This window comes from Knoellia altitudinis, from assembly GCF_042666355.1.
Classification (GTDB): Bacteria; Actinomycetota; Actinomycetes; order Actinomycetales; family Dermatophilaceae; genus Knoellia; species Knoellia altitudinis.
The window spans coordinates 681,401-698,714 of the sequence record NZ_JBHTDK010000002.1 but is presented as its reverse complement, the minus strand read 5'-3'; the positions used below and the strand labels follow the sequence as shown (position 1 = coordinate 698,714).

The following is a 17,314-nucleotide window of genomic DNA, read 5'->3' as shown; positions in this document are numbered from 1 at the left end:
CAGCCGGGTCCGTGACCAGCGCGTCGTGGTGAGCCGGATCCCGGCGATGACGTATTGTTGAAGCCCGTGGTGGCTCAGACGAAACAGATCTTCGTGACCGGAGGCGTCGCCTCTTCGCTCGGCAAGGGCCTCACGGCATCCAGCCTCGGATTCCTGCTCAGGGCACGCGGTCTGCGCGTGACGATGCAGAAGCTCGACCCCTATCTCAACGTGGACCCCGGGACGATGAACCCGTTCCAGCACGGCGAGGTCTTCGTCACCGACGACGGTGCCGAGACCGACCTCGACGTGGGGCACTACGAGCGCTTCCTCGACCGCAACCTCATCGGCAAGGCCAACGTCACGACCGGTCAGGTCTACAGCAAGGTCATCGCCAAGGAGCGGCGCGGTGAGTACCTCGGCGACACCGTCCAGGTCATCCCGCACATCACCAACGAGATCAAGGAACGCATGCGCGCCCAGGCCGCCGGCGCTCCTGACGTCGACGACGCCGAGGCGCCGGACGTCATCATCACCGAGATCGGTGGCACCGTCGGCGACATCGAGTCGCTGCCCTTCCTCGAGGCCGCACGCCAGGTGCGCCACGACCTCGGTCGTGACAAGGTCTTCTTCCTCCACGTCTCGCTCGTGCCCTACCTCGCACCGAGCGGTGAGCTCAAGACGAAGCCGACGCAGCACTCGGTCGCGGCGCTGCGCCAGGTCGGCATCCAGCCCGATGCCCTTGTGCTCAGGGCCGATCGAGATATCCCGGAGTCGATCAAGCGCAAGATCTCGCTCATGTGCGACGTCGACACCGACGGTGTCGCCGCCTGTGTCGACGCCCCGAGCATCTATGACATCCCCAAGGTCCTGCACCGTGAGGGCCTCGATGCCTATGTCATCCGTCGCCTCGGCCTGACGTTCCGGGACGTCGAGTGGACCGAGTGGGACCGCCTCCTCGGACGCGTCCACAACCCCGAGCACCGGGTCGAGGTCGCCCTCGTCGGCAAGTACATCGACCTGCCTGACGCCTACCTCTCCGTCACCGAGGCCCTGCGAGCCGGGGGCTTCCACCACGACGCCAAGGTCCACATTCGCTGGGTCGCGAGCGACGAGTGCCAGACCGCGTCCGGGGCGCAGAAGGCCCTGGGCGGCGTCGACGCCGTCCTCGTGCCGGGTGGCTTCGGGGTGCGCGGCATCGAGGGCAAGCTCGGTGCGCTCACCTGGGCGCGTGAGCACCGCGTCCCGACCCTCGGCATCTGCCTGGGACTGCAGTGCATGGTCATCGAGTACGCCCGCAACAAGGCCGGCATCGACGGCGCGAGCTCGACCGAGTTCGACCCCGACACACCTGCCCCCGTCATCGCGACCATCGAGGAGCAGAAGGCGTTCGTCGAGGGGGCGGGTGACCTGGGCGGGACGATGCGTCTGGGTTCGCAGCGCGCCGACCTCGTCGCGGGCTCCGTCGTCGCCGAGGTCTACGGCGCCACGAGCGCCGACGAGCGGCACCGGCACCGGTACGAGGTCAACGAGTCCTACCGCAGCGAGATCGAGGCGGCCGGGCTCCGCATCTCGGGAACGCACCCCGAGCTCGGCCTCGTGGAGTTCGTCGAGCTCGACCGTGACGAGCACCCCTACTACGTCGCGACCCAGGCCCACCCGGAGTTCAAGTCCCGCCCGACCCGGGCGCACCCGCTCTTCGCAGGCCTCATCGGTGCCGCCATCGAGGAGCAGCGGGCCGCACGACTCGTCGAGGTCGAGCGTCCCAAGGTGAGCGTCGACGCAGACGCCTCATGACCGCTGACTCCTTCGCCGACGAGTTCGACCCCCGGCCGGTGCGCCACTCCGAGGTCCTCCTGACGGGCCGGGTGTGGGACGTCGTCCGCGACGAGGTCGACCTCGGCGATGCCGGCACCCACGTGCGCGACTACGTCCGCCACCCGGGTGCCGTGGGCGTCCTGGCGCTCGACGACAGCGGACGGATCTGCCTCATCCAGCAGTACCGCCACCCCATCCGCACCCGCGACTGGGAGATCCCGGCCGGTCTCCTCGACGTCGAGGGCGAGCCGGTCTGGGAGGCGGCCGCCCGAGAGCTGCACGAGGAGGCCGACCTCGTCGCGGGTCGTCTCGACGTCCTCGTCGACCTCCGGCCGTCGCCGGGTGGGCTCGACGAGGCGATCCGCGTCTACCTCGCGCGTGAGCTGTCGTTCGTCGCGGACTCCGACCGTCATGTGCGCGAGGCGGAGGAGCACGGTATGCCGCTCGTCTGGGTCCCGCTCGACGATGCAGTCGCTGCCGTGCTCGAGGGGCGCGTCCAGAACGCCATCCTCGTGTCTGCCGTGCTTGCGGCTCAGGTTGCCAGGCAGGGGAGCTGGGACACGCTCAGGCCACGCGACACCCCGTGGCCTCAGGGTCCGGGCGGCGCGGCCCGCGGGTGATCACCGCGCCCGGCGTCCAGCCCTGCCCGTGCGGAGGGATGCCAGACGGTGCCGACCTGTCGGCGTGCTGCGGTCCGTTCCTGTCGGGGGAGACGTGGCCGCCGACTCCGGTGACGGTCATGCGGTCGCGCTACACGGCATACGCCATGGGTGACAGCGACCACCTCTTCCGGACCTGGCACCCGGCGACGCGCCCGGCAGAGGTCGATCTCGACCAAGCCCTCGAATGGGTGGGCCTCGAGATCATCGAGGTCTCGGGTGACGACGACACGGGTGTCGTCGAGTTCGCCGCCCACTGGCGCTCGGGGCAGGGCCCTTCGCGCCAGGACGGTGCCGTCCGCGAGCGCAGCACCTTCGTGCGAAGGGCCGGCCGCTGGTTCTATCGCGACGGGGTCGACACGCGGCCGGCGCGAGGCTGAGCGGGGCCGGCGGTACTCAGCGCCTCGGGGCGGTGAGCAACGGTGTGACCATCTCGACCACCGCCAAGCGGGTCTGGTCCTGGTCGAGGGCTGCGTCGAGGCGCAGGATCCGCCAGGTCGTCGCATCGCAGGCTGCCGTGACCTGCGCCAGCCGGCGCTCCCGCGTCACCTCGTCGGCGTTGCTGTCGAGGTGGCCCACGAAGGTCTGCCTGCACCAGGACAGGTGGTGGGCTCGCCCAGCCGCCACGGCCGGGGCGAGACCCTCGACCAGCCGCGCCTCGTCATAGACCTTGAGGATCAGCGAGCCATAGGTCTCGTAGTGCGTCACGAGCTCCGCGATGACGTCCGCAGGCTCCGTGGCGGTGCTCGCGTGGCGCGCGGTGGAGATGCGGGTCAGCTCACGCTCGACCATGGCCCGCATCAGCCCGGCCTTGCTGGCGAACCGGCGAAGCACCGTCTGCACGGTGACCCCGGCGTCGGACGCGACGTCCTCGAGCCGGATCTGGTCGTAGGGGAGGGCTCCGAACCGCACGAGCATCGAGTCGACGATGCGCGTCGCGGTCTGCTCCGCCGCGACCGCCCGGGCGGTCTGGGTGTAGACACGACTATTCATGTGAGTTAACTTAACATCAAAATGATAGGCACTTCCCCCGGCACGTTTCCGAAAGGCTCCGCCATGACCCTCTCCTCCCTCGACGAGCGCACCGCCGCGATCCCGACGCGTCTCGGCGCTCTCCACGTCCGCCAGGTCGGCCGCGGGCGCACCACCGTGCTGTGGCCCTCGATGTTCGTCGACAGCCACACCTGGGACCGGCTCCTGCCGCTGCTTCCGAGGGACCGCCACTACGTCCTCGTGGACGGTCCGGGGCTGGGGCTGAGCCAGCCGCTGACGCGAGAGAGCGACATCCCGGAGGCGGCTGCCGCGGCGGTCGACCTCCTGGAGGGCCTGTCGGTCTCGGAGCCCGTCGACTGGGTCGGCAACGCCTTCGGCGGGCACGTCGGCTTCGAGCTGGCCACCAGACCCGGGGTGCTCCGCAGCCTGGCCGCGGTGAGCGCTCCGACCGAACCGGTCAGCGCAGAGATCCGGCGTTCGATCCGCGTGCTGCGACCCCTCCTCCGGGCGCTCGGTCCGGTGCGGCCCGTCCGCGCAGCCATCCTGGACGCGATGCTCACCGACGCCTCCAGGGCAGACGCGCAGGTGCGGGGCGTGGTGCTGGCGAGCCTGGGGCGTCCCAGTCGGACGAGCCTGTCGCTGGCCGTCGCCTCCTTCATCCTCAACCGGGTCGACGTGAACGACATTCTCGGCGACATCCGGGTCCCCAGCCTCTTCGTCGCCTCCGACGACCGGGGCGACTGGAGTCCCCAGGATGCCGCCGCAGCGGCCCGGCGCACTCCGGACGCTCGGGTCGAGACGGTCGTCGGCGCCCGGACGCTGATCCCACTCGAGCAGCCCCGTGCGCTCGCCCTGCTGCTCCAGTCCTTCTGGGCGGAGGTGGACGCGCACCCCTCGGCCGGGTCGGCGTGAGCGCGCAAATGCGGTTCGTGTGGCGCAGGCACGACTCCGTAGGATGACGGAGTTCCTTCAACCCCCGATCCGACAGGACCCCTCGTGCTCCGCACCCATGAGGCCGGCACTCTGCGTGCCGACCACACCCAGCAGACCGTCACGCTCACCGGGTGGGTGGGCAAGCGTCGCGATCACGGGGGTGTCGCCTTCATCGACCTGCGCGATGCCAGTGGTGTCGTCCAGGTCGTGGCACGTGACGAGGTCCTCACCGGTGCGGCGCACGACCTGCGGGCCGAGTTCTGCATCAAGGTGACCGGCGAGGTCGTCGCGCGCACCGAGGCCAACGTCAACCCCGAGCTGCCGACCGGCGCCGTGGAGGTCGTGGCCTCCGCCATCGAGGTGCTGGCGCCCAGCGCACCGTTGCCCTTCCAGATCGACGAGCGCGTCACCGTCGGTGAGGAGGCCCGCCTCAAGCACCGCTACCTCGACCTGCGTCGTCCGGGCGCGTCCTCGGCCGGTGCCGCCCTGCGGCTGCGCTCCAAGGTCAACGCCGCCGCCCGCTCCGTCCTGGGTGAGCGCGACTTCGTCGAGATCGAGACTCCTACCCTCACGCGGTCCACGCCCGAGGGCGCACGCGACTTCCTCGTGCCGGCACGGCTGGCTCCGGGTTCCTGGTACGCCCTGCCCCAGAGCCCCCAGCTGTTCAAGCAGCTGCTCATGGTCGCGGGCATGGAGCGCTACTACCAGATCGCCCGGTGCTACCGCGACGAGGACTTCCGCGCCGACCGCCAGCCCGAGTTCACCCAGCTCGACATCGAGATGTCGTTCGTCGAGCAGGCCGACGTCCTCGAGCTCGGCGAGGCCATCGTCAAGGCCGTCTGGAAGCTCATCGACGTCGAGCTGGACGCGCCCTTCGAGCAGCTGACGTATGCCGAGGCCATGCGCCGCTTCGGCTCGGACAAGCCCGACCTCCGTTTCGGCAACGAGCTCGTGGAGTGCACCGACTACTTCACGGAGACGCCCTTCCGGGTGTTCCAGGCCGAGTACGTCGGGGCGGTCGTCATGCCCGGTGGCGCCTCGCAGCCGCGCAAGCAGCTCGACGCCTGGCAGGACTGGGCCAGGAGCCGCGGCGCCAAGGGTCTGGCCTACGTCCTTGTCGGTGAGGACGGCGAGCTCGGGGGACCGGTCGCCAAGAACCTCTCCGACGACGAGAAGGCGGGGCTCGCCGCCCACGTCGGTGCCCAGCCCGGCGACTGCGTCTTCTTCGCCGCGGGGCCGACGAAGTCCTCACGCGCCCTGCTCGGCGCCGCGCGCCTCGAGATCGGCAAGCGCTGCGAGCTCATCGACGAGAGTTCCTGGTCCTTCCTGTGGGTCCTCGACGCACCGCTGTTCGAGCCGGCGTCCGAGGCCGTCGCCGCCGGTGACGTCGCCGTCGGTGGCGGAGCCTGGACGGCCGTCCACCACGCCTTCACCTCGCCCAAGGCCGAGTTCATGGACTCGTTCGACACCGACCCCGGCCCCGCGCTCGCCTACGCCTACGACATGGTCTGCAACGGCAACGAGATCGGTGGCGGGTCGATCCGTATCCACCGCCGCGACATCCAGGAGCGCGTCTTCAAGGTCATGGGCCTGTCCGACGAGGAGGCCCAGGAGAAGTTCGGCTTCCTCCTCGACGCCTTCGCGTTCGGCGCGCCCCCGCACGGCGGCATCGCCTTCGGCTGGGACCGCATCGTGTCCCTGCTCGCCGGCACCGAGTCGATCCGCGACGTCATCGCCTTCCCTAAGTCCGGTGGCGGCTACGACCCCCTGACCGCCGCGCCCGCGCCGATCACCCCGGAGCAGCGCAAGGAAGCCGGCGTCGACGCCAAGCCGGAGACCAGCGGCGGAGCCAAGGTCGACGGCTCGGCCGACCCGGCGGCGGCGAAGGCCTGATGACGAGCGCGGCCGACACCCTGGCGACGGATGCCCGGCCGCTCGATCCTGCCCGACCCGTCCGCGTCCTCCTCTGGGACGCGGACGGAGTCCTCCAACATCCTCGGCACGAGTGGGCGCCGAGGCTGCAGGCCTGGGGCGGCGCCGGCTTCGCCGAGGCACTCTTCGCCGCTGAGATCCCTGCGCTGCGTGGGGAGGCTCCCTTCCGGAGCTGCCTCTCCGCGCTGCTCCGCGAGTGGCCGGAGGTCACCGCGAGCGTGGACGACCTCCTCGGCCTGTGGGAGCAGGTCGACCCCGACGACGGCGCCCTTCGCCTCGTGCGAGACGTGGCGGCGACCGGTGTGACGTGCGTGCTTGCGACCAACCAGCAGGACCACCGCAAGGCCTACCTGCGTCAGCGCTTCGGCTACGACGACGTCTTCGAGCGGTCGTTCTACTCGTGCGATGTCGGCGCCATGAAGCCCGAGGCCGCGTACTTCGAGCGAGTGCTCGAGGCCCTGGGCATCCCTCAGCAGGACGCTGGGCAAGTGGGCTTCGTCGACGACATGACCGCCAACGTCGCCACCGCCCGGGAGCTGGGCATCCGGGCCGTCCACCACGACCCGGCCTCGGGTGTCGCCGGGTTGCGTGCCGCGCTGGGGTGGTCATGAGCGACCACGGGGCGCCACTGGGCGATGAGGAGCGGCTCCACTCGTCCGAGCAGACGCCGCCGGGGGCGTTCCAGCAGGCCATCCGCCGCTATGCCCAGCAACAGCCCGAGCTGCGTCAGGCTACGGACCAGTTCGTCGCCATGGTCACGGCGATGCTCGACGACGCGGGCATCAACTACGTCAGTGTCACCGGCCGCGCCAAGAGCGTCGCGTCCTTCGCGGGCAAGGCGTCCCAGACGGAGGGCGGCGTGCCGGTCTACACCGACCCGCTCACCGAGATCACCGACCAGATCGGTGTCCGCGTCGTCACCTACCTGCAGGGAGACGTTGCCGCCGTCGCGGACCTCCTCGCCGGCGAGTTCAGCGTCCTGGACGACCGGGACCTCGGGCAGGAGACCGCCAAGCAGGGCCGCTTCGGCTACTCGAGCAGGCACCTCCTGGTGACCCTTGACGACGAGGGCGGCGACCCGGCATACGGGCATCTGCGGGGACGCTCCGCCTCGGTCCAGGTGCGCACGATCCTGCAGCACGCCTGGGCCGAGTTCGAGCACGACGTGCGATACAAGGGGTCCGTCCCGGCAGAGGACGTGTCGGACCTCGACCGCCGATTCACCCTGGCCGCAGGGCTCTTGGAGCTGGCCGACCGTGAGTTCACCGCCATCCGTGACCGGCTGCAGGCCAGCGTCGGGATCGACCCGGACGCCTCCGACGACGACCCGCGGATCAGTGGCACCGATCTGGCAGCCTTCCTGACGGCGCAGTTCCAGGACGCCGGCTGGTCTCGCACCGACCACTACTCGTGGATCTCCGGCCTGCTCCTCGAGCTCGGGATCACCTCGCTCGACGAGCTGGGGGGCCTGCTCGGATCCATCGACGCCCAGGGCATCAACGAGCGGATGGACTACCGCTACCCGGCAGGCGCCGTGCGCCGGCTCGATGACGCGCTGCTGGCCGTCTTCGGCCCGCGCTACATCGGCCTGCACGGCAACTCGCACCGCGTCGAGTCGCTCACCGCACGCCTCGACAAGGTGCGCGCCACCCAGTCCTGAGCGTCAGCTCCGGCCAACCAGGAAGCGGGTGCGCGCGCTCCCGTCGACCCGGTACCCGCGGTCATCGTGCAGAGCTTGCGCATGCGAGCCGCCCTCGAACCCGCTCAGCGAGCAGGCGGCCATCCGGGTCATCCCCTCACGAGTCGGGTATGCCGTGATGCCTGCCCCAGCCCGTGCCCACCTCGAGTCGACCGTGACCTGCGCTCGCGACGACGAGCGCCCCCCTCGAGGGGAGACGCTCGTCGTCGGAGGTGCTGGACTCACGTGGTCAGGAAGCGCACGAGCGCGGCGTTGAACGCCTCCTTGTGGCTGGTGTTGATGCCGTGGGGTCCGTCCTTGATGGTGACCAGCTCGCTGCCGGCGACCTGCTCGTGGGTGCGTTGCCCGGAGACCTCGATCGGCACGATGGCGTCGGAGTCGCCGTGGATGACCAGGGTCGGCACAGTGACCCTGGCGAGGTCGTCGGTGAAGTCCTCGAGCCACGAGGCGATGCAGGCTTCCGCTGCGTCCAGGTCCGCCTGGGCGGCGAGCTCCAGTGCCTCTCGGCGCTGCTCCTCGGTGACCTTGAGCTCACCACCGGCGCTGAAGAAGTTCGTGGTGAACTCGTCGAGGAAGCCCTCACGGTCTGCCCGCAGCCCCGCCTGCATCTTCTCGGCCTCGGCGCGGGGGAGACCACCGTCGGGGTTGTCGTCACTCTTGATCAACCACGGCGGGATGGCCCCGGCGAAGGCGATGCTGTGGAGGCGGTCCTCGCCGTGGGTGCCGACGTAGCGCGCCACCTCTCCGCCGCCCATCGAGAACCCGACGAGCGAGAGGTCGGTCAGGTCGAGCTCCTCGATGAGCCCGGCGAGATCGGACGTGAGGGTGTCGTAGTCGTAGCGTCCGTCCGTCGCCGGCGCCGACTGGCCGAACCCGCGCCGGTCGTAGGTGATGACGCGCAGTCCGGCGGCGACGAGCGCGGGGACCGTGTCCTTCCAGGAAGCGCCGGAGAGGGGCCAACCGTGGATGAGGACGACGGGTCGGCCGTCACCCCCCGTGTCCTCGTGGTGCAGGGTCGGTGTCGTCGAGGGAGCGTCGGTCATGATTCACCTTTCGAGAAGGGCAGAGGGTCTGGTGACCCTGTGCACGTCATTCGTCGCAGGTTCGGCGGCGGGTGGGTGTGACCCGCGTCACCTGTCTGACCAGCACGTTAGTCTGCGGGAGTGCCGGCCTCCAACGACCTCTTCGCATCAGCCGAGGGGACCGGTGCCGCCACCCTTCCTCCCCTCGCGGTGCGCATGCGCCCGGCGTCGATCGACGAGGTCCGCGGTCAGCAGGCGGTCCTGCGTCCGGGCAGCCCACTCCGACGCCTCATCGAGGGTTCTGGCGGCACCGCAGGTTCGTTGAGCGCCATCCTCTGGGGTCCGCCCGGCACGGGCAAGACGACGCTGGCGCACCTCGTGGCGACCGCGGCGAACCGTGAGTTCGTCGAGCTGTCCGCCGTCACCGCCGGGGTCAAGGACGTGCGGGCCGTGATGGAGGCGGCCGCGCGGAACCGCGACCTCTACGACCGGCAGACGGTGCTCTTCCTCGACGAGATCCACCGCTTCACCAAGGCTCAGCAGGACGCCCTGCTCCCCGGGGTCGAGACGCGGCAGGTCATCCTCGTCGCGGCGACCACCGAGAACCCGTCGTTCGCCGTCATCGCCCCCTTGCTGTCGCGCTCGATGCTCATCACGCTCACCTCGCTCGACGACGAGCAGGTCACCGACGTGCTCGACGCAGCGGTGAGGGACGAGCGCGGTCTCGACGCGGCATACGCGTTGTCCGACGAGGCGCGCGAGCACCTCGTCCGGATCTCCGGCGGGGACGCCCGGCGGGCGCTCACGTCCCTGGAGGCAGCGGCAGGTGTCGCCCTCGACGATGCGCCTGCCGGGCGTGACGACTCGATCCCGATCGAGATCACCCTCGCCCACGCCGAGCAGGCGGTCGCGCAGGCGTCGGTGCGCTACGACAGGACCGGCGACCAGCACTACGACGTGGCGTCGGCGTTCATCAAGTCCATGCGTGGGTCCGACGTCGACGCGGCGCTGCACTACCTCGCCCGTCAGCTCGAGGCGGGGGAGGACCCGCGGTTCATCGCTCGGCGCATCGTCATCTCGGCGAGCGAGGACGTCGGCATGGGTGACCCGACCGCTCTCCAGACCGCTGTCGCGGCGATGCACGCCGTTGCCCAGGTCGGCATGCCCGAGGCGCGAATCATCTTGGCGCAGGCCGTTGTTCACAACACCTTGGCTCCCAAGAGCAACGCGGCGTATGCCGGGATCAACGCCGCCATCGCCGACATCCGTGGCGGACGTGGCGGCGCCGTGCCTGCGCACCTTCGCGGCAGCGGGTATGCCGGTGCGTCCCGTCTCGAGCACGGGAAGGGCTACGTCTACGCCCACGACGAAGCCGATGGGGTGGCGCGCCAGCAGTACCTCCCGGACGACCTCCACGGCACGGCCGACTACTACCAGCCGACCGACCGCGGCTTCGAGGCGCGACTGCAGGAACGCTGGACCTGGCTCAGGGAGCGCCTCGGCGGACGCTGAGGCGACGTGTTGAGAGGTGCGGTCAGATGCCGCCGAACATCGTGCGCCCGATCCCGCCCTGGTCGGTTCGCGTGTCCCGCTGCTTCGGGTCTCGGATGCGACCGCACCGGGAGCACTCGAGGGCGAACACCGTCGGGTCCGGAGACTCGGTGTGGACCCTCCGGTCGTGGTGGCGACCGAGGAAGCAGGGCACGGCGCCGGCGCCGGCCGCCGAGTGGATGACCTCCCAACGCAAGCGAGGTGCTCCGAGCAGGGTCGAGACGGCATAGCCGGCTCGCTTGCCGTTCGGCAGGACCTGGAGATCTGCGTCGAACTCGGCGACATAACGTCGTCGGACCTGCAGTGGCAGGATCCGGACTGCGAGGTCGAGGGGGTAGTCGGCGAGTCGGCTCATGACGTCGCTCCTTGGGTTCGTGCTGGGTTCGGTGCCCGGGCGACGAGGCGCGCATGCGTCGCGTCGGCGCGAGCGAGGGCCGCACGAGCGGCCGTGGCACCGGCTGCGGTGAGCCGGTAGTGGCGACGTCGCGGTCGGCCGAGGTCGGACGGGTCGATGTCCTCCCAGCTGCTGCTCACCCAGCCCCGTCCCTCGAGGCGGGCGAGGATCGGGTGAACGGTGCCACTGGGGAGAGCGGTGTGAGCGCCGATCGCCAGTCCGTAGTGGACCTGGTCCGGCCGGTCGACGAGCACCCGGAGGACGGCCTTGGTGGGGCCGGTCATCCGCGGTGCTGCATCACCCATGGTCTAACTCTACCTAGGGGAGGTCTCGGCGGCAAGGAACGCGGCGGCGATGGCGGAGGTGCGACCCGTAGGATTCACCGGTGCCCCACCCCGGGCCGACGCACTCGACCCGATGCCTTTCGACCTCCAGGACTGCCCACATGGAAACCGCTGAGATCCGGCGCCGCTGGCTCGCCTTCTTCGAGAAGAACGGCCACACGGTGGTGCCCTCCGCGCCGCTCATCCACGACGACCCCAACCTGCTGTTCGTCAACGCGGGCATGGTGCCGTTCAAGCCGTACTTCTCGGGCCAGGAGACGCCGCCGTGGGAGCGGGCCACGAGCGTCCAGAAATGTGTCCGCACCGGTGACATCGAGGAGGTCGGCAAGACCTCGCGCCACGGCACGTTCTTCCAGATGAACGGCAATTTCTCCTTCGGCGACTACTTCAAGAAGGACGCGATCCGCTTCGCGTGGCAGCTCCTCACGACCTCGCAGGAGGAGGGTGGTTACGGCCTGGACCCCGACCGTCTGTGGGCCACGGTCTACGAGGACGACGACGAGGCCGAGCGTCTCTGGGCCGAGCACACCTCGATCCCGCTCGAGCGCATCGTGCGGCGCGGCAAGCTCGACAACTACTGGCACATGGGCGTGCCCGGTCCCGGAGGTCCGTGCAGCGAGATCTTCTACGACCGCGGCGAGGAGTACGGCACAGAGGGTGGCCCGGCGGTCGACGAGGACCGCTACATGGAGATCTGGAACCTCGTCTTCATGCAGGAGGAGCTCTCGCAGGTCCGCGCCAAGGACGACTTCGACATCGAGGCACCGCTTCCGGCGCAGAACATCGACACGGGCATGGGCCTCGAGCGCATCGCCTCGGTCCTCCAGGGCGTCGACAACCTCTACGAGATCGACGAGGTCTACCCCGTCCTCGCCAAGGCCGCCGAGATGACCGGCAAGTCCTACGGCGCCCACTCCGGCCACTCCGCCGAGGGGTCGCACCCGGATGACGTGCGCCTTCGCGTCGTCGCGGACCACATCCGGTCCTCGCTCATGCTCATCGGTGACGGCGTCACCCCCGGCAACGAGGGTCGTGGCTACGTGCTGCGCCGGATGCTGCGACGCGCTGTCCGCTCGATGCGCCTCCTCGGCTTCGAGGAGCCCGCGCTGCCCCAACTGCTCCCGGTCTCGATGGAGCGGATGAAGAAGTCCTACCCGGAGCTCGAGACCGGCTTCGACCGGATCAGCAAGATCGCGTATGCCGAGGAGGAGGCCTTCCGTCGCACGCTCGCCTCAGGCACGACGATCCTCGACACGGCCGTGTCGCGCACCAAGGAGTCCGGGGGCACGACGCTGGCCGGCGACCAGGCCTTCCAGCTGCACGACACCTACGGCTTCCCGATCGACCTCACCCTCGAGATGGCGGAGGAGCAGGGCCTCTCCGTCGACCGCGAGGGCTTCACCCGTCTCATGCAGGAGCAGCGCAACCGCGCCAAGGCCGACGCCAAGGCCAAGAAGTCCGGTCACGCCAACACCGAGGTGTGGAAGGAGCTGCGCTCCGCCGGCGAGACCGACTTCCGCGCGTGGCAGGAGCTCACGAGCGAGGCCACGGTCGTCGGCCTCGTGATCGACGGGCAGCGCGTCGAGGAGATCGAGCCCGGCCAGCGCGGCCAGGTCATCCTCGACCGGACCCCCTTCTATGCCGAGTCCGGTGGTCAGATCGCCGACGAGGGCATCATCACGGCCGACGGGGTGCACCTCAAGGTCATGGACGTCCAGCGTCCGGTCAAGGGACTCATCGCCCACACCGTCGAGGTCGTGCACGGACCGCTGCGCGCCGGCGCGCCCGTCCTCGCCGAGGTCGACGCCGAGTGGCGCATCTCGGCGTGCCAGGCGCACTCCGGCACGCACGTCATCCACGCCGCGCTCCGCCAGGTGCTCGGCCCGTCCGCGCTCCAGTCCGGCTCCTACAACAAGCCGGGCTACCTCCGCCTCGACTTCGCGTGGGGTCAGGCGCTCTCGCCGGAGACCCGCAGCGAGATCGAGGAGGTCGCCAACCTCGCCGTCCGCAAGGACCTACCGGTGTCGGCGGCCTGGATGCCGCTGGCGCAGGCCCGTGAGGCCGGTGCACTCGCGCTCTTCGGTGAGACCTACGGCGAGGACGTGCGCGTCGTCGAGATCGGTGGCGCCTGGTCGCGCGAGCTCTGCGGTGGCACCCACGTCGGCCACTCCTCGCAGGTGGGTGCTCTCACCCTGACGGGGGAGTCGTCGATCGGTTCCGGGGTCCGTCGAGTCGAGGCGTTCGTCGGCATGGATGCCCTGCGCCACCTCGCCCGCGAGCGGGCGATCGTCGCCGAGCTCACCGGCATCGTGGGAGTCCAGCCCGGCGAGCTGACCGAGCGCATCGGCGCGATGCTCGCCCGGCTCAAGGACGCGGAGCGTGAGCTCGAGCGCACCCGCAAGCAGGCCGTGCTCGCCGCGGCCGGCTCGCTCAGCGACCACGCCAAGGACGTCGGAGGGGTGCGCTTCGTCGGGCACGACGCCGGTGGCGAGGCAGGCGCCGACGACGTGCGGGCCATGGTGCTCGACGCCCGGCAGAAGCTCGGTGACGCGTCCCCGTCGGTCGTGGCCGTCACCGGCGGGGCCAAGGGCCGACCCGTCGTCGTCATCGCGACCAACCAGGCCGCGCGTGACCGGGGCATCAAGGCCGGTGAGCTCGTCCGCATCGCAGCCCAGACCCTCGGTGGCGGTGGCGGTGGCAAGGACGACATCGCCCAGGGTGGTGGCCAGGACCTCTCGAAGTCCGGTGAGGCCATCAACGCCGTCGAGTGGCGCGTCGGGGAGCTCGTCGGTTGAGCGTGCGCCCCGGGGTCCGTCTGGGGGTGGATGTCGGCACGGTGCGTGTCGGCGTGGCCGTCAGCGACCCCTCGGGGCTCCTCGCGACCCCCCACGCGACGCTGGCACGTGCCTGGCCCGATGCCGAGCCCGACACCGACGACGTCGCCGAGATCGTCGCGCTGGGCGTCGCGCTCGGTGCCATCGAGGTCGTCGTGGGACTGCCGCGCTCACTTTCGGGGGACGAAGGTCCGAGCGCAGCGGCCGCGCGCAAGTATGCTGCGGAGTTGGCCCAGCGCGTTGCTCCCGTGAGCGTCCGTCTCGTCGACGAGCGCCTCACGAGCGTCAGCGCTCACAGGGCCTTGCGCGACAGTGGTGTCGCCGGGCGTCGACAGCGTGCCGTCGTCGACCAGGTGGCGGCAGTCCTCATCCTCCAGGCCGCACTGGATGAGGAACGCAGCTCGGGCCGCCCCCCGGGCGAGCAGGTGGTGCGGCAGAAGCGGCGCAGGCCGAAGACGAAGGACGGATCACGGTGACCCAGGACCACCTCGACACGACGATCTTCGGGGAGCCTGGAGCCCAGGAGCCGCGTCGTCGCCGCCGCCAGCGCCAGAGCAAGGGCAAGGGTCGTCGTCTGCTGACGCTCGTCCTCGCCATCGTCCTCGTGGGCGGTGCGGCGATCGCCGCCGTGGCCGTCCTCAAGCCGTTCGTCTCGTCCATCGCCGGCGACGGTGGCTCCGAGGCCGAGGACTTCGCCGGGCCCGGCGAGGGCGAGGTGGCGGTGACCGTGAAGCAGGGCGACAGCGGTGAGGCGATCGCGACGGCTCTGAAGTCCGCCGGCGTCGTCAAGACGCGCACGGCATACCTCGAAGCGTCCGCGGCGGACCCGGAGCAGAGCGCCAAGATCCAGGCCGGGACCTACACACTCAAGAAGGGCATGAAGGCGATCGACGCCTTCACGTTGTTGGCCGACCCTGCCAACCGCAGCGTGCCGCGACTGACGCTCCCGGAGGGACTGTGGGCCAGCGAGATCATCCCGCGGCTCAGCAAGTCGACCGGTGTCCCGGTCGCGCAGTACCAGGCCGCGCTCAAGAACCCTGCGGCGCTCGGACTTCCGCAGGCTGCGGGGGGCAGGGTCGAGGGCTACCTCTTCCCGTCGAGCTACGAGTTCGACAAGGGCACGCCCGCTGCGGCGCAGCTCAAGCAGATGATCGCCCTGACCCTCGCCGAGCTCGAGAAGGCCGGCGTGCAGCCCGAGGACTACACGCGCATCCTCACAGTCGCCTCGATCATCGAGGGCGAGGTCAACGGGGACGCCGACCGGGCGAAGGTCGCCCGCGTCATCGAGAACCGCCTCGACGACCCGAACGGGCCCACCATCGGCCGGCTCCAGATGGACTCGACCGTCCACTACATCGAGCAGGAGCGTGGCCGCGCAGGGACGTCCGACCAGGCCCGCAACTCGGACAGCCCCTACAACACCTACAAGGTCAAGGGCCTCCCCCCGGGACCGATCAACAACCCGGGGGCTGCCTCGATCGAGGCGGCGGCCAACCCGGCAGAGGGCCCGTGGTTCTACTTCGTCGCGGTCAACCCGTCCACCGGCGAGACGAAGTTCGCGGTGACCGCGGCCGAGCACGACGTCAACGTCCAGGAGTTCAACAAGTGGTGCTCGGAGAACAAGGACAAGTGCTGAGAGCAGCCGTCCTCGGGTCGCCCGTCTCGCACTCGCTGTCACCGGTTCTTCACCGGACCGCGTATGCCGTGCTGGGCCTGCCTGAGTGGAACTACGGTCGTCATGAGGTCGGCTCCTCCGACCTCGGCGCCTTCGTGGCCGGCCTCGACGAGACGTGGCGTGGCCTGAGCCTGACGATGCCCCTCAAGGAGGTGGCCTTCGAGGTCGCCGCCGAGGTGACGGCGATCGCTCGCGAAGCGGGCGCCGTCAACACGCTCGTCCGTCGCGACGACGGACACTGGGACGGCCACAACACCGACGTCGTGGGGATCGTCCGAGCGGTGGAGCACGTCGAGCACGACGGGCGCGCCACCATCCTCGGGTCCGGAGCCACGGCCCGGTCAGCGGCCCTGGCGCTCGGCGAGCTCGGCGTGCGCGACGTGGTGGTCGCTGCTCGCAACGCCGACGCGTCGGCGGAGGTCGTGGCGCTGCTGGCCAGGCACGACATCGAGGCGGTCCACGTCCCGCTCGAGCAGTGGGGCGAGGAGTCCGGTCGGCTCGTCATCTCGACCCTGGCACCCGCGGCGAGCTCGGCGGCCGGCGTCGTGGCGCAGGAGTCGTCGGACCTGTCCGGCACCACGCTCCTTGACGTGGTCTACGCCGACTGGCCCACACCCCTCGCGAGAGGCGCGCGGGAGGCCGGGGCGGAGGTCGTGTCGGGACTCGACATGCTCGTCCACCAGGCGGCGGCCCAGGTCGAGCTGTTCACCGGGCGGCCCGGGCCCGTGGACGCCATGTCTGCCGCTGCCCACACGGCGATGTCCGCACGATGAGCGACGGCCTCGGCCTCGTCCTGGCGCTCCTCGCCCTCGTCGTGGTCGCTGCCGTGGTGGGTCGAGTGACCGCCAGGGAGCTCGCCACCGGCGGCTACCGCATCCCCGAGGACGAGGCGACACACCGGCCACCACCGTCGTGGTGGGTGGCCCCGCTCCTCGTCGGGTTGGTCCTGTTCGTCACCTCCGCGGTGGGTGGCACGGCCACGTATGCCGCTCTGCCGGCATACCTGCTCTTCGCGTGGTTGAGCGTGTGTCTCGTCTGGATCGACCTCGACGTCCACCGCCTGCCCGTCGGGCTCACCCGGCCGGCCCTGCCCGCGTTCGCGCTCCTGCTGCTGCCCCCGACGATCGCGACGGGGGAGTGGGACCGTCTGCTCGTCGCGGCCATCTGCTCGCTCGGGCTGACGGCGATCTATGTGGCGTTCGCGTTCCTGCCCGGGGGAGGGTTCGGTGGTGGCGACGTGCAGCTCGCGCCGACGATCGGCCTGCTGCTCGGCTGGTTCTCGGTCGGGCACGTCGTCGTCGGGACCCTGGCTGCCTTCGTCCTCGGAGGCTTCGGCGCGGTGGTCCTGCTGCTGTCGGGTCGCGCCGGACGCAAGACGGCCATGGCCTTCGGGCCGTTCATGTGCGCCGGGCTGCTGGTGGCGCTGGCCTGGACCGAGGAGGTCCTCGCCGGGCTCGTCGGCGGCTGACAGGGCTAGCGTG

The 17,314-nt window shown here is 70.4% G+C and carries 17 protein-coding genes; 13 read left to right on the top strand and 4 right to left on the bottom strand.

The window, feature by feature from the left end:
• The first annotated feature begins 66 nt into the window (after positions 1-66).
• Genes ACFQW8_RS18080 through ACFQW8_RS18070 form a run of 3 tightly spaced genes read left to right on the top strand, consistent with a single transcriptional unit; the run spans position 67 to position 2,836 of the window.
• Positions 67-1,776 (top strand): CTP synthase, encoded by a 1,710-nt coding sequence (locus tag ACFQW8_RS18080; RefSeq protein ID WP_380089769.1) that lies wholly within the window; start codon positions 67-69, stop codon positions 1,774-1,776.
• Positions 1,773-2,417, top strand: coding sequence for an NUDIX domain-containing protein (locus tag ACFQW8_RS18075; RefSeq protein ID WP_380089768.1), 645 nt, complete (start codon positions 1,773-1,775; stop codon positions 2,415-2,417). The genes ACFQW8_RS18080 and ACFQW8_RS18075 overlap by 4 nt, the downstream gene beginning before the upstream one ends.
• Positions 2,418-2,455: 38 nt before the next feature.
• Positions 2,456-2,836 carry a YchJ family protein gene (locus ACFQW8_RS18070; protein ID WP_380089766.1) on the top strand — a complete coding sequence of 127 codons (381 nt, stop codon included), beginning with the start codon at positions 2,456-2,458 and terminating at the stop codon, positions 2,834-2,836.
• A 16-nt stretch (positions 2,837-2,852) separates the two neighbouring features.
• Here the strand turns inward: ACFQW8_RS18070 and ACFQW8_RS18065 are convergent, their stop codons facing one another.
• A complete protein-coding gene (locus ACFQW8_RS18065; RefSeq protein ID WP_380089764.1) occupies positions 2,853-3,449 on the bottom strand; it encodes a TetR/AcrR family transcriptional regulator in 597 nt (198 codons plus the stop codon).
• A gap of 63 nt (positions 3,450-3,512) precedes the next feature.
• Here ACFQW8_RS18065 and ACFQW8_RS18060 point away from each other — a divergent pair, with 63 nt between their 5' ends.
• From ACFQW8_RS18060 to ACFQW8_RS18045, 4 genes are all read left to right on the top strand, one after another.
• A complete protein-coding gene (locus ACFQW8_RS18060) occupies positions 3,513-4,361 on the top strand; it encodes an alpha/beta fold hydrolase (protein ID WP_380089761.1) in 849 nt (282 codons plus the stop codon).
• Between the two features lie 84 nt (positions 4,362-4,445).
• On the top strand, positions 4,446-6,275 hold the full coding sequence (gene aspS / locus ACFQW8_RS18055; protein WP_380089760.1) for an aspartate--tRNA ligase: 1,830 nt from the start codon (positions 4,446-4,448) through the stop codon (positions 6,273-6,275).
• Positions 6,275-6,925 carry an HAD family hydrolase gene (locus ACFQW8_RS18050; protein ID WP_380089758.1) on the top strand — a complete coding sequence of 217 codons (651 nt, stop codon included), beginning with the start codon at positions 6,275-6,277 and terminating at the stop codon, positions 6,923-6,925. The genes aspS and ACFQW8_RS18050 overlap by 1 nt, the downstream gene beginning before the upstream one ends.
• A complete protein-coding gene (locus ACFQW8_RS18045) occupies positions 6,922-7,974 on the top strand; it encodes a GTP pyrophosphokinase (RefSeq protein WP_380089757.1) in 1,053 nt (350 codons plus the stop codon). Before ACFQW8_RS18050 ends, ACFQW8_RS18045 begins: the two co-directional genes overlap by 4 nt.
• 260 nt (positions 7,975-8,234) lie before the next feature.
• Here ACFQW8_RS18045 and ACFQW8_RS18040 read toward each other — a convergent pair whose 3' ends face one another.
• Positions 8,235-9,056, bottom strand: coding sequence for an alpha/beta fold hydrolase (locus ACFQW8_RS18040; RefSeq protein WP_380089755.1), 822 nt, complete (start codon positions 9,054-9,056; stop codon positions 8,235-8,237).
• Positions 9,057-9,176: 120 nt separating this feature from the next.
• Here ACFQW8_RS18040 and ACFQW8_RS18035 point away from each other — a divergent pair, with 120 nt between their 5' ends.
• On the top strand, positions 9,177-10,547 hold the full coding sequence (locus tag ACFQW8_RS18035; RefSeq protein WP_380089753.1) for a replication-associated recombination protein A: 1,371 nt from the start codon (positions 9,177-9,179) through the stop codon (positions 10,545-10,547).
• Between the two features lie 22 nt (positions 10,548-10,569).
• Here ACFQW8_RS18035 and ACFQW8_RS18030 read toward each other — a convergent pair whose 3' ends face one another.
• Both ACFQW8_RS18030 and ACFQW8_RS18025 read right to left on the bottom strand, forming a co-directional pair.
• Positions 10,570-10,941: a hypothetical protein gene (locus ACFQW8_RS18030; RefSeq protein ID WP_380089751.1), complete on the bottom strand. Its 372-nt coding sequence runs from the start codon at positions 10,939-10,941 to the stop codon at positions 10,570-10,572.
• Positions 10,938-11,285, bottom strand: a complete 348-nt coding sequence (locus ACFQW8_RS18025) for a PadR family transcriptional regulator (protein ID WP_380089750.1) — start codon at positions 11,283-11,285, stop codon at positions 10,938-10,940. The genes ACFQW8_RS18030 and ACFQW8_RS18025 overlap by 4 nt, the downstream gene beginning before the upstream one ends.
• 140 nt (positions 11,286-11,425) lie before the next feature.
• Between ACFQW8_RS18025 and alaS the strand changes: the two genes are divergently transcribed.
• Genes alaS through ACFQW8_RS18000 form a run of 5 tightly spaced genes read left to right on the top strand, consistent with a single transcriptional unit; the run spans position 11,426 to position 17,301 of the window.
• The gene (gene alaS, locus ACFQW8_RS18020) at positions 11,426-14,119 is read left to right on the top strand and encodes an alanine--tRNA ligase (protein WP_380089748.1); all 2,694 of its coding nucleotides are present in this window, start codon (positions 11,426-11,428) and stop codon (positions 14,117-14,119) included.
• A 2-nt stretch (positions 14,120-14,121) separates the two neighbouring features.
• Positions 14,122-14,634, top strand: a complete 513-nt coding sequence (ruvX, locus tag ACFQW8_RS18015) for a Holliday junction resolvase RuvX (RefSeq protein WP_380089829.1) — start codon at positions 14,122-14,124, stop codon at positions 14,632-14,634.
• Positions 14,631-15,794 carry an endolytic transglycosylase MltG gene (gene mltG / locus ACFQW8_RS18010; protein WP_380089746.1) on the top strand — a complete coding sequence of 388 codons (1,164 nt, stop codon included), beginning with the start codon at positions 14,631-14,633 and terminating at the stop codon, positions 15,792-15,794. Before ruvX ends, mltG begins: the two co-directional genes overlap by 4 nt.
• Positions 15,788-16,606 (top strand): shikimate dehydrogenase, encoded by an 819-nt coding sequence (locus tag ACFQW8_RS18005; RefSeq protein WP_380089744.1) that lies wholly within the window; start codon positions 15,788-15,790, stop codon positions 16,604-16,606. Before mltG ends, ACFQW8_RS18005 begins: the two co-directional genes overlap by 7 nt.
• Positions 16,603-17,301 carry a prepilin peptidase gene (locus ACFQW8_RS18000; protein ID WP_380089742.1) on the top strand — a complete coding sequence of 233 codons (699 nt, stop codon included), beginning with the start codon at positions 16,603-16,605 and terminating at the stop codon, positions 17,299-17,301. The genes ACFQW8_RS18005 and ACFQW8_RS18000 overlap by 4 nt, the downstream gene beginning before the upstream one ends.
• Positions 17,302-17,314: the final 13 nt, after the last annotated feature.

What these genes read in the sequence shown, in the direction of transcription:
- ACFQW8_RS18075 (WP_380089768.1), top strand. Translation starts at nt 1,773, where the DNA reads ATGACCGCTGACTCCTTCGCCGACGAGTTCGACCCCCGGCCGGTGCGC.
- ACFQW8_RS18070 (WP_380089766.1), top strand. Translation starts at nt 2,456, where the DNA reads ATGCCAGACGGTGCCGACCTGTCGGCGTGCTGCGGTCCGTTCCTGTCG.
- ACFQW8_RS18065 (WP_380089764.1), bottom strand. Translation starts at nt 3,449, where the DNA reads ATGAATAGTCGTGTCTACACCCAGACCGCCCGGGCGGTCGCGGCGGAG.
- ACFQW8_RS18060 (WP_380089761.1), top strand. Translation starts at nt 3,513, where the DNA reads ATGACCCTCTCCTCCCTCGACGAGCGCACCGCCGCGATCCCGACGCGT.
- ACFQW8_RS18050 (WP_380089758.1), top strand. Translation starts at nt 6,275, where the DNA reads ATGACGAGCGCGGCCGACACCCTGGCGACGGATGCCCGGCCGCTCGAT.
- ACFQW8_RS18045 (WP_380089757.1), top strand. Translation starts at nt 6,922, where the DNA reads ATGAGCGACCACGGGGCGCCACTGGGCGATGAGGAGCGGCTCCACTCG.
- ACFQW8_RS18040 (WP_380089755.1), bottom strand. Translation starts at nt 9,056, where the DNA reads ATGACCGACGCTCCCTCGACGACACCGACCCTGCACCACGAGGACACG.
- ACFQW8_RS18030 (WP_380089751.1), bottom strand. Translation starts at nt 10,941, where the DNA reads ATGAGCCGACTCGCCGACTACCCCCTCGACCTCGCAGTCCGGATCCTG.
- ACFQW8_RS18025 (WP_380089750.1), bottom strand. Translation starts at nt 11,285, where the DNA reads ATGGGTGATGCAGCACCGCGGATGACCGGCCCCACCAAGGCCGTCCTC.
- alaS (WP_380089748.1), top strand. Translation starts at nt 11,426, where the DNA reads ATGGAAACCGCTGAGATCCGGCGCCGCTGGCTCGCCTTCTTCGAGAAG.
- ACFQW8_RS18000 (WP_380089742.1), top strand. Translation starts at nt 16,603, where the DNA reads ATGAGCGACGGCCTCGGCCTCGTCCTGGCGCTCCTCGCCCTCGTCGTG.